The organism is Pseudotabrizicola sp. (assembly GCF_030684215.1).
GTDB lineage: Bacteria > Pseudomonadota > Alphaproteobacteria > Rhodobacterales > Rhodobacteraceae > Pseudotabrizicola.
In genome coordinates this window covers 1-15,063 of the sequence record NZ_JAUXOV010000074.1, presented here as the reverse complement: position 1 = coordinate 15,063, position 15,063 = coordinate 1, and the positions used below count along the sequence as shown (strand labels likewise).

General features: G+C 60.2%; 11 protein-coding genes, 1 tRNA gene and 3 pseudogenes. 11 read left to right on the top strand and 4 right to left on the bottom strand.

Annotation, left to right across the window (positions count from 1 at the left end):
* The first annotated feature begins 1 nt into the window (after position 1).
* The 7 genes from Q8K08_RS18255 to Q8K08_RS18225 all read left to right on the top strand — a co-directional run bounded on the left by Q8K08_RS18255 (position 2) and on the right by Q8K08_RS18225 (position 9,699).
* Positions 2-1,135: a Gfo/Idh/MocA family protein gene (locus Q8K08_RS18255; protein WP_305251114.1), complete on the top strand. Its 1,134-nt coding sequence runs from the start codon at positions 2-4 to the stop codon at positions 1,133-1,135.
* Between the two features lie 175 nt (positions 1,136-1,310).
* A complete protein-coding gene (locus Q8K08_RS18250; protein ID WP_305251112.1) occupies positions 1,311-2,879 on the top strand; it encodes a glycoside hydrolase family 43 protein in 1,569 nt (522 codons plus the stop codon).
* Between the two features lie 58 nt (positions 2,880-2,937).
* Positions 2,938-3,597: a GntR family transcriptional regulator gene (locus Q8K08_RS18245; protein ID WP_304802213.1), complete on the top strand. Its 660-nt coding sequence runs from the start codon at positions 2,938-2,940 to the stop codon at positions 3,595-3,597.
* A gap of 185 nt (positions 3,598-3,782) precedes the next feature.
* Positions 3,783-5,177: an aspartate aminotransferase family protein gene (locus Q8K08_RS18240; protein WP_305251110.1), complete on the top strand. Its 1,395-nt coding sequence runs from the start codon at positions 3,783-3,785 to the stop codon at positions 5,175-5,177.
* 191 nt (positions 5,178-5,368) lie between these two features.
* Complete coding sequence (locus Q8K08_RS18235; protein WP_305251108.1) at positions 5,369-6,403, top strand: cysteine synthase A; 1,035 nt, start codon at positions 5,369-5,371, stop codon at positions 6,401-6,403.
* Complete coding sequence (locus Q8K08_RS18230) at positions 6,400-8,976, top strand: DUF3772 domain-containing protein (RefSeq protein ID WP_304798229.1); 2,577 nt, start codon at positions 6,400-6,402, stop codon at positions 8,974-8,976. Before Q8K08_RS18235 ends, Q8K08_RS18230 begins: the two co-directional genes overlap by 4 nt.
* 3 nt (positions 8,977-8,979) lie before the next feature.
* A complete protein-coding gene (locus tag Q8K08_RS18225; RefSeq protein ID WP_304798231.1) occupies positions 8,980-9,699 on the top strand; it encodes an alanyl-tRNA editing protein in 720 nt (239 codons plus the stop codon).
* Between the two features lie 9 nt (positions 9,700-9,708).
* On the opposite strand, the gene Q8K08_RS18220 is transcribed toward Q8K08_RS18225, so the two are convergent.
* Complete coding sequence (locus Q8K08_RS18220) at positions 9,709-10,305, bottom strand: hypothetical protein (protein WP_305251106.1); 597 nt, start codon at positions 10,303-10,305, stop codon at positions 9,709-9,711.
* Between the two features lie 54 nt (positions 10,306-10,359).
* A pseudogene (locus Q8K08_RS22010) lies at positions 10,360-10,410 on the bottom strand (hypothetical protein); the annotation flags it as partial.
* A 304-nt stretch (positions 10,411-10,714) separates the two neighbouring features.
* Here Q8K08_RS22010 and Q8K08_RS18215 point away from each other — a divergent pair.
* The 3 genes from Q8K08_RS18215 (at position 10,715) to Q8K08_RS18205 (ending at position 12,485) form a co-directional block, all read left to right on the top strand.
* Positions 10,715-11,023, top strand: coding sequence for a hypothetical protein (locus Q8K08_RS18215; protein WP_304798236.1), 309 nt, complete (start codon positions 10,715-10,717; stop codon positions 11,021-11,023).
* An 11-nt stretch (positions 11,024-11,034) separates the two neighbouring features.
* A tRNA-Ser gene (locus Q8K08_RS18210) sits at positions 11,035-11,124 on the top strand.
* A 149-nt stretch (positions 11,125-11,273) separates the two neighbouring features.
* Positions 11,274-12,485 (top strand): site-specific integrase, encoded by a 1,212-nt coding sequence (locus tag Q8K08_RS18205; RefSeq protein WP_305251104.1) that lies wholly within the window; start codon positions 11,274-11,276, stop codon positions 12,483-12,485.
* 132 nt (positions 12,486-12,617) lie between these two features.
* Here Q8K08_RS18205 and Q8K08_RS18200 read toward each other — a convergent pair.
* Positions 12,618-13,590: pseudogene (locus Q8K08_RS18200) on the bottom strand (IS3 family transposase); the annotation flags it as partial.
* Between the two features lie 68 nt (positions 13,591-13,658).
* On the opposite strand from Q8K08_RS18200, the gene Q8K08_RS18195 reads away from it, so the two are divergent.
* Entirely contained in the window at positions 13,659-14,711 is a 1,053-nt protein-coding gene (locus Q8K08_RS18195) for an IS110 family transposase (protein ID WP_305251102.1), read from the top strand.
* A 236-nt stretch (positions 14,712-14,947) separates the two neighbouring features.
* Here Q8K08_RS18195 and Q8K08_RS18190 read toward each other — a convergent pair.
* A pseudogene (locus tag Q8K08_RS18190) lies at positions 14,948-15,063 on the bottom strand (IS3 family transposase); the annotation flags it as partial.

Below are 15,063 nucleotides of genomic sequence, written 5' to 3'. Positions count from 1 at the left end.
AATGGCAAATATGGGACTTGGCATCATCGGCTGCGGCAATATCTCGACCAGTTATCTGCGGCTTGCGCCCCTGTTCAATGGGCTGGAAGTGCGCGCGGTGGCCGATATGAACATGCAAACCGCACAGGCGCGCGCGGCAGAGTTCAACGTGAAAGCCCAATCGGTCGATGACCTGCTGGCGAACCCGGATGTGGATGTGGTGATCAACCTGACCATTCCCGATGCGCATTTCGCGGTCACCAAGCGGATACTGGAGGCGGGTAAGCACGCGTATTCCGAAAAGCCGCTGGTTCTGACGCTGGAGGAGGGCGAGACCCTGCGCGCGCTGGCGGCAAGCAAGGGGCTGGCCGTGGGTTGTGCGCCCGATACGTTCCTTGGTGGCGCACATCAGCAGGCGCGGGCGATTTTGGATGAAGGCAAAATCGGCGAGATTACAGCCGGTTGCGCGGCGGTGTTAAACCACGGGATGGAGCACTGGCACCCCAATCCTGATTTCTTCTTCCTGCCCGGCGCGGGGCCAATGCTGGACCTTGGCCCTTATTACGTGGCCAACTTGATCAACCTTCTTGGCCCGGTCAAACGGGTCGCTGCGTTGACCAGTTCGGCGCAGTCTGCGCGCACCATCTCAAACGGGCCACGCAACGGCGAAACCGTGCCGGTCAAGACGCCGACCAACATCCACGCACTCTTGCACTTTCACAACGGTGCGACCGTCAATCTGTCCACAAGTTGGGATGTTTGGCACCACAAACGCAACCATTTTGAACTCTATGGCTCTGAAGGCACGCTCTATGTGCCCGACCCGAATTTCTTTGGTGGCGAGGTCGAGATTGGCCACAAAGACGGCAGCCTGGAGACGTTGGCGCCATGGGATCACCCCTTTGGCGTTCCGAACCAGGATCACCCAAAGCACGGGCCCCTGGCCAATTACCGCACCGCCGGTCTGGCTGATATGGTGCAGGCGCTGATGGCCGGTCGCGACGCGCGCTGCTCGCTTGACCGCACGTTGCATGGGGTGGAGGTGATGACGGCCTGTCTGGCATCGGGAGAAAGCGGGGAGTTCGTGACATTGACCACCACCTGCACCCGGCCCGAGGCTTTGGGCATTACCGAGGCACGGGCGCTTTTGCGTTAGGGTTGGCAAGGGGGGCTTCGCGCCCCCCAAGTCCACCGCTTTGCGGCGGCCTTTCCCCCCGCGGGATATTTGTGAACAGAAAATGAAGTCGGCAATTCAAAGTTCGTAAAAGCGGCAGGTCAGACCTGAAACTTGCTGAAATTCGCATAGCCAACCTTTTGTCACTGTGAGACCCATGCCCCAGAACCCCATTCTTCGCGGCTTCAATCCCGACCCAAGTTTTTGCCGAGTGGGAGAGGACTACTATATCGCGACCTCAACCTTTGAATGGTATCCGGGGGTGCAGATCCACCGCAGCCGCGATCTGGTGAACTGGCGGCTTGTGGCGCGCCCTTTGAACCGGGCGGTCTTGCTGGATATGCGGGGTAACCCTGACAGTTGCGGGGTCTGGGCACCGTGTCTGAGCCATGCCGACGGGCGGTTCTGGCTGGTCTATACCGATGTCAAACGGCTGGACGGAAATTTCAAGGACGCGCACAACTACATCACCACTTGTGAGACGATTGACGGGGATTGGTCCGACCCATGGTATGTCAGTGCGTCCGGCTTTGATCCATCGTTGTTTCATGATGATGGGCGCAAATGGTTCGTGAACATGCGCTGGAACCATCGGTGGCAGGGCACCGGCGCGAACCCGGCGAACGACCGTTTTGACGGGATCGAATTGCAGGAATGGTCGCCAGAGCGCGGGCTGTTCGGGCCAAAGCATGACATTTATGCCGGCACTGATCTGGGCCTGACCGAAGCGCCGCATCTGTTCCGGCGCGACGGCTGGTATTATCTGACCACCGCCGAGGGCGGCACCGGATACGATCATGCGGTGACGCTGGCGCGGTCGCGCGCCATCGAGGGACCATATGAGACGCACCCTGAAAAGCATGTGATCACGGCGCGTTTTGCGCCGGGCAACCCGATGCAGCGCATGGGGCACGGGCAATATGTGGAAGGCCATGATGGTCGGCACTGGCACAGCTTTCTATGCGGGCGTCCGGTGCAGGGGCCGCGTGGCCCGTTTTGCGCCACGGGCCGTGAGACCGGGCTGGCAGAGGTGGAATGGCGGGATGGTTGGCTTTGGCTGAAGGGCGACGGTCAGGTTGCCCCGACCCATCTGCCGCTGGAGCTGTCGCAAGCCCCGCGCGCGGCGATCTGCCATGATTTCAGCGGACCAGACCTTCCGCCAGAATTTCAATGGCTGCGCACACCCGATGGTGCGCGTCTGTTCACCATGACCGGCACCTGCCTGCGGTTGACCGCGCGCGAAAGCCTTGGGTCGTGGTTTGAGCAAAGCCTGATCGCGCGGCGGCAGGAAGAGGCCAGCTATACCGCGAGCGCCATTTTTCACGCCGACCCGCCGACATGGCAGCAGGCTGTCGGGCTGACAACCTATTACAATCGGCACAAATTCCACGCCGCCCTGATCACACGAGACGGCGGGGCGCGGGTTATCAGCTTGGTCTCCTGTCTGGGGGACTGGCAGGGCGAGGCGCTGACCTTTCATGGGGTGCATCCCTGCCCGGAGGGTGACATCACGCTTGGGGTGAAAGTGGCGGGCGCGACGCAGCGGTTTAGCCTGAACGGCACCCCCATCGGGCCTGAACTGGACGCGTCCCTGATCTCGGACGAGGGTGGCAAGGGAGAGCATGCCAGCTTTACTGGCGCTTTTGTCGGGGTGGTGGCGCATGACCTGACCGGGCAGGGCTGGCAAGCTGATGTCCTGCGCTTTGAATATGACGACCGGATTTGATCACATCTTGATTGCTGCGCCGAACCCGTCATAACAGTTATAAAAGCGGGGAGGCCTTATGGACGCGGACAGCCGGAAGATTCCGACCCATGAGCTGACATATGCTCAGTTGCGCGACATGATCCTGTTCGGGCATCTGGAGCCGGGGGCGGCGGTGACCATTCAGGGTCTTATCGCCGATCTGGGAGCAGGCATGACCCCGGTGCGTGAGGCGATCCGCCGTCTGACTGCCGAAGGCGCGCTGGAGCCGCAGGGCAACCGGCGGGTGGCCGTGCCCGGCATGACTGAGGCGATGCTGGATCAGGTGGCCTTTGCTAGGACGACACTAGAGCCGAAACTGGCCGAGATGGCCGCAGCCCACCTGACCCCGGCGCTGATTGGACAGTTGCAGGCCATCGATAACACCGTGGACCGAGCGATCCGTGCGGGCGATATTCCGGGCTATCTGCAATCAAACCATGCGTTCCATTTTTGCTTGTATGAAGCCTCGGGGGCGCCAATTCTTGTGGATATGGCGCGGTCGATGTGGCTGCGCTTTGGCCCCTCATTGCGGGTGGTCTGCGCCCGCTTTGGCAGCACCGCATTGCCAGACCGACATTCCGAAGCGCTGGCTGCGATGCGGGCGGGTGATGCCATTGGCCTGCGCGAGGCCATCGAGCGCGACATCGCGCAGGGCGTCGAACAGGTCAGACTGGCTCTCGCCCAAGGTGGGATCTGACGGCTGCGCCGGCCTTGCCGCTGTTGCGCTGGCGGGGCCGTTGCGCCGTGGGAATTCGAGCCAAGATGAAGCTGGCAAGGCAGGCTTAAATAATTTGATCAAATTTCTTGAACCGGGCTGAATTTGGTTCTATCCTGCGGCCAAGCCGGGGCCAGATGCCCTGCCTCAACCGAAAGGGCATGGCCATGAATATGATCACAAACCACCTGCCGACCGCCGAGCTTCAAGCCTTGGATGCGGCGCATCACATGCATCCATTTACCGATGCCAATGGTCTGGCGGCCAAAGGCGCGCGGATTATCACGCGTGGCAAAGGCGTGTGGCTGACCGATTCCGAGGGCAATCAGATTATCGACGGGATGGCGGGGCTGTGGTGCGTGAACATCGGCTACGGGCGCAAGTCCATGGCCGAGGTGGCCGCACGGCAGATGGAAGAGCTGGCCTATTACAACACGTTTTTCCAGACCACCCATGTCCCCGCCATCGCTTTGGCCGCCAAAATTGCGGAACTGGCGCCCGGCGATCTGAACCATGTGTTCTTTGCAGGCTCGGGGTCCGAGGCGAATGACACCAACATCCGCCTTGTGCGGCGCTATTGGGATGTGAAGGGCCAGCCGGAGCGGCGCATCATCATCAGTCGCAAGAATGGCTATCACGGTTCGACTATGGGTGGCGGGTCTTTGGGCGGTATGGCCCCGATTCATGCCCATGGCGGGATGATTGACGGCATCGTGCACATCGACCAACCCTATTGGTGGGGCGATGGCGGCGATATGAATGAGGGTGACTTCGGGCTGGAGCGTGCGCGTCAGCTTGAGGACAAGATACTGGAGCTTGGCGCTGACAAGGTCGCAGCTTTCATCGGCGAGCCGGTGCAGGGTGCGGGTGGTGTCATCATTCCGCCCGCCACCTATTGGCCGGAAATCCAGCGCATCTGCGACAAATACGGCATTTTGCTGATCGCTGATGAGGTCATCACCGGCTTTGGCCGCACCGGCAACTGGTTCGGGTCGCAGACCTATGGGATCAAGCCGCATATCATGACCATCGCCAAGGGTCTGTCCTCGGGATACCAGCCGATCGGCGGGTCCGTTGTCTGCGACGAAGTGGCGGCCACTATTGCCGAGGGTGGCGAGTTTTTCCACGGCTACACCTATAGCGGCCACCCGGTCGCGGCGGCGGTGGCGTTGGAGAACCTGCGCATCCTGCAAGAGGAACATGTCGTCGATCACGTCCGCAACGTGGCGCATCCTTATCTCAAGGCACGCTGGGACGCGCTGGCCGATCACCCGCTGGTGGGTGAGGCGAAACTGGTCGGCCTGATGGGGTCCATCGCGCTGACACCGGACAAGGCCAAGCGCGCCAAATTTGCCGGAGAGCAGGGCACCGTGGGCTTGCGCTGCCGCGAGCGTTGCTTTGCCAACAATCTGATCATGCGCCATGTCGGTGACCGGATGATCATCTCGCCACCTCTGGTCATCACGACCACTGAAATCGACATTCTGATGGACCGCGCAAAGACCAGTCTGGATGAATGCTACGCGGGCCTGAAGGCTGACGGTCTGTTGGTTTCTGCCTGACCTTCCCAAAGCGCGGCGCCTTTGGCATTGCTGCTTTTGAAATACTCCCGCGCGGAGCGCAACCCCGGCACGGTCAGCGCGCAGCCTTTGCAGGTTGCGCGCTGTTCTCTTTCGCACTTACAGATGCGGGCACTGCTTGAGGTTGGCGTCTGACTTGCCTACAGATAAGGCAAAGGACAAGAGGGTCGATCATGCGCATTCATTCCGATCTTGCCGATACCATTGGCAACACCCCGCTTCTCAAGCTCAAGCGCGCGTCCGAGATGACGGGCTGCACCATTCTTGGCAAATGCGAGTTTCTCAATCCCGGCCAGTCGGTCAAAGACCGCGCGGCGCTGTATATCATCCGCGATGCGGTGGCGCGCGGTGATCTGAAACCGGGTGGCACCATTGTCGAGGGCACGGCGGGCAACACCGGTATCGGCCTTGCGCTGGTGGGGGCGTCGATGGGGTTCAAGACCGTGATCGTCATTCCTGAAACCCAAAGCCAGGAAAAGAAAGACATGTTGCGGCTTGCAGGTGCCGAGTTGGTGCAAGTGCCAGCCGCGCCTTACCGCAACCCCAACAATTATGTGCGCTATTCCGGGCGTCTGGCCGAAGCTTTGGCACGCACCGAACCAAATGGTGCGATCTGGGCCAACCAGTTTGACAACGTGGCCAACCGTCTGGCTCATGTTGAAACCACCGGGCCGGAAATCTGGGACCAGACCGGCGGCAATGTTGATGGCTTTATCTGTGCGGTCGGCTCGGGCGGCACGCTTGCGGGCGTCGGCATCGCCTTGCAGCCGAAAGGCGTGAAAATCGGGCTGGCAGACCCGGAGGGTGCGGCGCTGCATGCGTTCTACACGACCGGAAAACTGGAAAGCCCCGGCTCCAGCATCACCGAAGGCATCGGTCAGGGTCGGATCACCGCCAACCTTGAAGGCTTCACTCCGGATTTCAGCTACCGCATCCCGGATGCAGAGGCGCTGCCGTTAGTGTTTGACATGCTGGAAGATGAGGGCATCTGTCTTGGCGGCTCGTCGGGCATCAATATTGCCGGGGCTATCCGCATGGCGCAAGACATGGGGCCGGGGCATACCATCGTCACCATCCTGTGCGACTACGGCAACCGCTATCAGTCCAAGCTGTATAATCCCGCCTTCCTGAAGGAAAAGGGATTGCCGGTGCCTGCGTGGCTGGATTCTGCACCCAAGGCCTTGCCAAGCGTGTTCGAGGACGCATGATCCCCTGTCGCGGTCTGGTTTTCCTTCGGGCGCTTGTTGCAGCACTTGTTCTGGGCCTGTTGCCCGCTGTGGCATTGGCGCAGCAAGGTGGCGCAGTGCAGGGCGTTCAGCCGATGCTTGCGCCGGAGCAATCTGCCGGTGGCGATGTGGTGGCCAATGGCGTGGGCGCGCCGGTGGCTCAGATCGCGGTACCTGCGACTGATCTGGACTATGCCGCATGGGAAACCGTGGCCGAGCGGGCTGAAGATGCCTTGGAGAATTCAAATTCAACAGCGTTGACCTTGGATGTTCAGCGGGCCCAACTGGTGGATTGGCGCGAGGCGCTTCTGGTTGCCCAAAGCACCAATTCTTCGCGCATCGCGACCTTGCGCCAGCAGATTGCCGCCTTGGGGGCAGCCCCTACGGACGGGCAGACCGAAGCGGATGAAATCGCAGCGCGGCGCGCGGCACTGACCGACCAATTGGTCCGGCTTCAGGCGCCGGGTATTGCGGCAGAGGAAGCCTATCGCAGAGCGGACGGTCTGATCGCCGAGATTGACCGGACCCTGCGCGAGCGGCAGGCGGATGAGCTGCTCAAACTCTATCCGTCTCCCCTGAACCCGACCAACTGGCCCGGAGCCATTCGCGACGTGTCGGTGGTTGTGGCGGGCATCTGGGCCGAGGTCCGGCAGCGTTGGGTGACTGATGCTGCCCGTGGGATGCTGGCTGACAACCTGCCGGCTGTCTTGTTTTTTCTGTTGATCAGCCTTGGCCTGATCTGGCGCGGCCGCTCGTTGATTGAGGGTTTGGTGGTTCGGATCAACACACGTTGGTCGGCGCGCGGGGTGCGGGTGGCAACACTTGTGCTGTCTTTGGGCCAGATCGCGGTGCCAACTCTTGGGGTGATGGCCCTGTCACATGCGCTGCGTTTGTCAGGCGTCTTTGGTATTGTCGGCAATTTGTTGCTGGAAACACTCCCTGTTGCCGGCTTTTTGCTGTTTTCGGCGATCTGGCTTGGGATGCAGCTTTTTCCAAGGACTCACGACTTTCTGCCGGTGCGCCTGAGCAATGAACTCAGGGCCGAGGGTCGCTTCCTGACCGCACTCTACGGTGCTTTGCTGGCTGTTGATGCGTTGCGGCTGGCGGTGATGGATCATCAGGCCCTGTCCGAGGCCACACGCGGCGTTCTGGCCTTTCCGACGATCATTGTTGCGGCGTTTTTGCTGGTGCGGGTCGGTCGTCTGATCCGACTGACTGTGGCCGCCGACAGTGCAGCCGATGACGAGGTTGGCTTTCGCAACCGCATCGTGTCGCTGTTGGGGCGTGGGGCTGGGCTGATCGGCATTGTGGCCCCCATTCTGGCAGCGATCGGCTATGTTCCCGCCGCAAGTGCAATGGTGTTTCCGGCCGCGACGTCGCTGGGGCTGATGGGGCTGCTGTACATTCTTCAGGTCGTGGTCACTGACATCTATGCGGTGATCACGCGCAATGAAGATGGCGCGCGCAATGCGCTGGTGCCGGTTTTGGTGGGCTTTGGTCTGGTGTTGGCGGCCCTGCCGGTGTTCGCGCTGATCTGGGGCGCGCGGCTGGCGGATATCACCGAGCTTTGGACGCGGATGCGCGAAGGCTTCACACTGGGCGAGACGCGGATTTCACCCACGGATTTCCTGTTTTTTGCGGTGTTGTTCGGCGTCGGCATCATGGTCACCCGGCTGTTTCAGGGCGCGTTGCGCGGGTCTATCCTGCCGCGCACCAGTCTGGATCAGGGCGCGCGCAACGCGCTGGTGTCGGGTGTGGGCTATGTCGGGATTTTTCTGGCAGGGTTGATCGCCATCAACTCTGCCGGGATTGACCTGTCGGGTCTGGCCATCGTCGCTGGGGCCTTGTCGGTCGGTATCGGTTTTGGTTTGCAAAACATCGTGTCGAACTTTGTGTCGGGCATCATCCTGCTGATCGAACGCCCGGTGAGTGAAGGCGACTGGATCGAGGTGGGCGGCGTGCAGGGCAAGGTCAAGTCGATCTCGGTGCGCTCCACCCGGATCGAGACTTTTGACCGGACCGATGTCATCGTGCCCAACACCGATCTGGTGGCGGGGCGGGTGACAAACTGGACCCGGTTCAACCTGTCGGGGCGGTTGATTGTGCCGGTGGGGGTGGCCTACGGGTCAGACACCCGCAAGGTGACACGGATATTGCAGGAAATTGCCGAGGCGCAGCCTCTGGCCATTCTGAACCCACCGCCCATGGTCGCGTTCATGGCGTTTGGTGCGGATTCTATGGATTTCGAAATCAGGGTGATTTTGCGCGATGTGAACTTTTCACTTTCAGTGCGCAGCGAAATCAACCACCAGATCGCCAAACGCTTCGCCGAAGAAGGGATCGAAATTCCCTTTGCGCAGTCAGATGTTACACTGCGCAATGCGGCCGAGATTGCCGAGATATTGCGCTCTATCCCGGGCGCGATGGCAGCGGCCGCGACCAAGGCCAACACACCCCCGCCCGAAGAAAAGCCGCCCGGCACCCTGCCAAAGGACCAGTTCCCCGGTGAAGGGCTGACTGGCATAGAGCCTGGCCCGGAAAGGGGAGGGGACTGACCAATGACCCAGCTATTGTTTCGCGAAGATGCCTATCTTCAGCAGGTCGACTCGCGCGTGACCGGCCATACACCAGAAGGCGGGATTTTGATTGACCAGACGGTGTTTTACCCCACCGGAGGCGGTCAGCCGGGTGATTGTGGCTGGGTGGAATGGGCGGGTGGCCGCCTGACCATCGCAACTGCGGTCAAGGTTGAGGGCGGGCAGGTTGCGCTTGTTCCGTCAGAACCTCTGGCCCTGCCACCCGTGGGTGCTGTGCTTGCGCAGCGGCTGGACTGGACGCGAAGGCACCGGCATATGCGGATGCACACCGCGCTGCACCTGCTGTCCGTTGTCATTCCCTTGCCCGTTACCGGCGGTCAGATCGGGGCAGAGCGGGGCAGGTTGGATTTTGCAATGCCAGAGCCGCCCGCCGATGTAGAACGGCTGAATGCGGCGCTTCATGCGCTTGTTGATCGTGATGTGCCGGTGTGGGATGAGTGGATCACGGATGAGGCGCTGCTGGCCAATCCGGGGCTGGTCAAAACCATGTCGGTGATGCCACCGATGGGGCAGGGTAGGGTGCGGCTGGTGCGGATCGGACAGGGGGAAGCCCCGATCGACTTGCAGCCCTGTGGGGGTACCCATGTGGCCCGCACCGGCGAGGTCGGCCGGGTTGAGATCATCAAGATCGAAAACAAGGGCCGTCAGAACCGGCGTGTCAGCTTGTCATTCAGCGCGTAACGCGGGCCGTCAAAGCCGGTCTGGCACCCGGTCAAGTGCCGCGTGGATATGGGTGGGCAAAGTCTCCATCGCAAGAGTTCCAGATGTCCGCGCCGCGGCCAGCCATGCACTGCATTTATCAGGCAGCCTTTGCATCACAATGGCGGTCAGGCGGTTTGCTTCGGACAGGCGGCGGCGGGTAACAAAAGAAATACCGCTGTAATAGTCGGGCATAGCATCCAGACCGTACTCGAAATAAGTGACATTCATCTGATCGTTGTGGGGGGTGCGCGACATCAGTGCGAACCCGTCAAATTGCTGGATCAGCTTTCCATCATAGCAGGTAGACCTTGCATGCCGTTTGGTTCCTGTACGGATAGCAACATCATGAATATCATAACCTTTCCACAGTTTTTCGCCGCCTTTACTATAGATCAGCGACATGCCTAAATAGGCGCGCTCGGGCTGCCGAAAAGACTTGCGCCAATAGCAATAGACGCCGTCTGGCAAGAGATAGTGATCAAATGGTCGTTGGGTATCAATCACCAGCCTACCCGTCGACGGGGGCAGGATGGGCTGCGAGGCTACCGGATCGGCAAGCGGGTGCAGCAGGATATTCGCATCCACTTCGAAATGGCGACAAATGCGGAACAGAACATCAGGGCGTGGAAACGCAGTGCCGCTAAGGTAGCGGTTGAATTGTGTCCGATTGACCCCGATCGTGCGGCACATCTCGCTGATTGACTGCGTATCGCGACACAGTTGGCGCAGGTTATCGCCAAGGATCATCCTAAGATCTGCCGGATTCGGCGAAGTGCGTCTTGTCATCGTGTTGCCCAGAATCGCGCTTCTCTTGCCTGCGTACTCGTATGGCAGGCCCTATCACCTGATGCTAAACAGCGTCAAGCGCCGACCAAGCTGACGCTTATCAACGTCACGCCTGACACATAACACAGGCTGTTTGAAACTGGTCCTGCCGCCTAAAATTTGACAGTACGCGCTTTGGGGGCGCGCCCTGATCGAAGGAGTTGGTTTTATGAGCATGCATGGAGTGGTGATCTGGTACTCCAGACAGGACTTTCGCGCCATTGTATGGTGCGAAGACTCCAAAGAACTTGGTATCGCCAGCGGCCCGACTGCTTGGCGCAATCCGATGGTGGCTGTCGAGGTCGGTGATATCGTCGGCTTTCGCGCAGAAATGCGTGGCAGTGATCGCCTGTGCCGTGATCTGCACGTCGTCGAAACCCAGGTCGCGCCAAGCCTGCCAGCAACCGTGTTGGCGAAAGCACAGACCCCGCCGGTTTCCAGAATTCCCCTCTTGCATCTTTGCTCCAGTCGCGATTAAGAGGCGTCCACGGACAGTTGGCCGAGTGGTCGAAGGCGCACGCCTGGAAAGTGTGTAGGCGGGGAACCGTCTCGAGGGTTCGAATCCCTCACTGTCCGCCAACACACCATTTCCACCAGTTTGAACGGGTCGCTTTAAGTGGCTTTATTTCTTTATTTCATTGGTATTTTCTGCCGCTTCTGTTTCTTCTGGATTTCTTTCGATTATGCCCATATCGTTTTCTTGAGTGGTATGAATTGTGGTATGACCGATGGCCCTGACCGGTAAGCTGACCAAGAAGCTAGTGGAGAGCTTGGGTGCTGGGCGGCATGGCGATGGTGGCGGGCTTTACCTGGTGGTTGATCCCTCTGGCGCTCGCCGCTGGATCGTGCGGGTGGTGGTCAAAGGTCAGCGCAATCTCAAAGGTGCGCCCCTTCGGACGGACTTCGGTTTGGGCGGGGCTGATGTTATTACCTTGAACACGGCGCGGGAGCGGGCGCTGGAGTATCGGCGTATGGCAAAAGCGGGTCTGAACCCCCGCTTTAACGCCCGCCGCGAAATCCCCAGCTTTGAGGAAATCGCAGGTCAGGTCCATATTGACCGGATGCCAACGTGGAAGAACGCCAAGCACGGCGCGCAGTGGATCAACACCTTGCGTGACTATGCCTTTCCCAAAATCGGGCGGATGCCGATTGACAGCATTGGCCAGCCAGAGGTGATGATGTGTCTGGCCCCGATTTGGACCGATAAGCACGAAACGGCACGGCGATTGGCGCAGCGGATCAAAATCGTTCTGGACGTGGCCAAGTCAAAAGGCTTTCGGTCGGGTGAAAATCCCGTGACCGCGATCCATGATGGGCAAGTTTTGCCAAAGGTGAAGGCCAAACCCAAGCATCATAATGCGATGGCGTGGCAAGCGGTGCCAGCCTTCTATGCCGACTTGCAGACACGCGATGCCATGGCGGCAAAAGCGCTGATGTTCACCTGCCTGACGGGATCACGCACGAGTGAGGTGTTGAACGCACAATGGGGGGAGTTTGATTTTGTCGCTCGGTTGTGGACTTGCCCGGCGGAACGGATGAAGGGCGGGATTTTACATCGCGTTCCGCTGACCGATGAAATGCTGGCGATCATCGAACCCCTGCGCGCGTTGCAGTCCGACTATGTGTTTGAAGGCCAAAAGCGGCATCGGCCATTGTCGAACATGGCCATGTTGATGCTGTTGCGCCGGATGCAAGTAGAGGGCATCACGGTGCATGGTTTCCGATCGGCTTTCCGTGATTGGGCTTCCGAGGCGGCGAACCCACCGCGCGAGGTTGCGGAAATGAGCTTGGCGCACAAGGTCGGCAACGATGTCGAGCGGGCCTATGCACGCTCGGATTTGCTGGAAAAGCGGCGGGTTCTGATGGCGCGATGGTCGGGGTATGTAGCCGGTGCAGCTGCGCAGGTTGTGAAAGTTGCGTTTGGTGCGGTTCCGAGCTGAAAAAGTAAATGCTGAAAGTGGCGAGCGTCTGAGCCTTTTGATGGCGCCCGGCTTAGACTGAGCCATGTCCGTCGGGCTTGAAATGCTGAAAGGTGCATTGTAACCTGCCCTTATTGACGTTGCCCCCAACTTTTATCCAGCGTGAGCGAGACTCCGGGTTTGAGTTTTGCCCAATTGGGCGGGTTGGGCAACGGGGGCTGGCGCGGAGCCTTTCGGATTGCGCAGCGTCAGGCCCCGTTGCGGGGCGAAGGTTCGGGCAAACTCGGCTGGGGTCTGCCAGCCGAGGCGGGAGTGGGGCCGTTCGGTGTTGTAGTCCGTGCGCCAGGCGGCGAGCGTGGCGCGGGCATGATGCAGGGACGGGAACAGGGTCTCGTTCAAGAGTTCGTCCCGCAGACGGCCATTGAAGCTCTCGATAAAGGCATTCTGGGTCGGCTTTCCGGGCGCGATATAGTGCCAGTCAAACTTGCGATCATCCACGAACTTCAGGATCGCGTTCGAGGTGAACTCGGTCCCCCTCCTCAGGAAAACGATCCCCTGGATCGTTTTCTGATCTTCGTCGATCACTGACAATCGTCTGAGGCTTGCCGCGGGCGTCGAACAGCGCGGCTAGTTCCCGCGCCACCCGTGCACCCGATAGCGAGGTGTCGGCGATCAAGGCGAGGCATTCCCGAGTGCAGTCTTCGACCACCGTCAAGATCCGGAAGCGGCGACCATCCGTCAGCTGGTCGGACACGAAGTCCAGCGACCATCGTTGGTTCGGCATCAGCGGCAGCACCATCGGTGCCCGTGTGCCCATTGCCCGCTTGCGTCCACCGCGGCGGCGCACGTGCAACCGTTCCTCGCGATAAACGCGGAACAGGCGCTTATGATTGACCTCATGGCCTTCACGCCGAAGAAACACATGCAGCCGCCGATAGCCGAAACGCCGTCGGGCTTTGACCAGTTCTTTCAGCCGTTCCCTCAACACAGGATCCTCTTAGCGGACGACCTCATATCGCACGGTCATCTGGCAACAGCCGATAACTCGGCACGCCCGCCGTTCACTCATCTCGTGACTTGCCACCAGATGGGCGACCGCTTGTCGCTTCGCAGCGGGCGTCACCACTAATGGGATGGTCCGCCCCGCACCCAAGCGTCAGTATTGCGGCATCGCAAAGCAGAAGGAGAGAAAGGATGCGAACCAAACCAATCCCTGAGACTGTCGCCTTCGGCATTGATATCGGCAAGAAGGTCTTCCACGTTGTGGCCTTGAATGCCGCTGGGGCCATTATCCAGCGCGCCAAGTTCTCACGTGACACGCTGATTGGCTTCTTCGAGATAGCACCAAGCGCGGTGGTCGGAATGGAGGCCTGTCCGGGCTCACAATGGTTAGCGCGCAGGCTGGCGGCGATGGGCCATGACGCCCGGATCATCCCCGCACGCTTTGTGAAGCCCTATGTCAAATCCAACAAGACCGATACCGTCGATGCAGCAGCCATCGCCGAAGCCGTGACGCGGCCAACCATGCGATTTGTGGAGGTGCGGACGCCCGAACAGGTCGATCTGCAGGCGCTGCACCGTATTCGCGACCAGCTTGTCGGGCAAAGAACAGCGCTGATGAACCAGGCGCGCGCGTTCTGCCTTGAATACGGGTTGGCGATGCGGGTCGGTGCAGGCGGCTTCCACGCCGATATCCAGAAGCATCTGGTCAACAAGGAGAACGATCTGACATCCAGCATGCGGGTGCTGCTCGGTGAGTTGCTGGATGACCTCGGCTACATTGAGGGCCGTATCAAGGTCGTGAATGGCAAGGTCGAAGCCTATGCCCGCGAGAACGATACCGTCAGCCGCCTCGTCACAATTCCGGGCATCGGGGCGCTCGGCGCTACCGCGCTTGTTGCCGCAGCGGGCGACGGACAACAGTTCCGCAAGGCTCGTGATCTGGCCGCGTGGTTGGGGCTGGTGCCTGCAGAGCATTCGACCGGGGGCAAGCAGACCCTTCTGGGCATCAGCAAACGCGGCAATCGTTATGTGCGGCGGCTCATCATTCACGGCGCGAGATCATGCCTTTTGCATCTAAACCGGGCTAACCATGCCCTCGGCGGCTGGCTCTCGGCGCTTGAGGCGCGAACGCACCGCAACAAGGCCGTGGTCGCCTTGGCCAACAAGCTGACCCGGATCGTCTGGGCCATCCTGACCAGGCCCGGCACTGTCTATTTGCAGTCGAAAGGCACAGCGACAAGCTGACCCCTTCACCGCAAAACCGATTGCAGGGGACGTGATGACCAAACGGTTGATCGACCACGGGTAAGCCACGCGCAAAAAAACGGGACACGATCCCGCGCCACTAATCTGGAACCCGAGGGGCGGATCTCATCAAGGCCTTGTCGCCAAAAGCGGCTGACTGATCAGAGGCCGGATACATTTACGCAAGCCGGTGCGTCATCCACGAAAACCTTGCAATAGCGGGGCGGACCATACATTTTTCCTAAGAGGTCTTTCAGCGCGGCATTATCGAGCATGGCATCAGCAAGAAGCCGTTTCAGACGGGCGTTCTCGTCCTAAAGGCCTTTAAGTTGTTTCGCCTCGCTGACGCCGT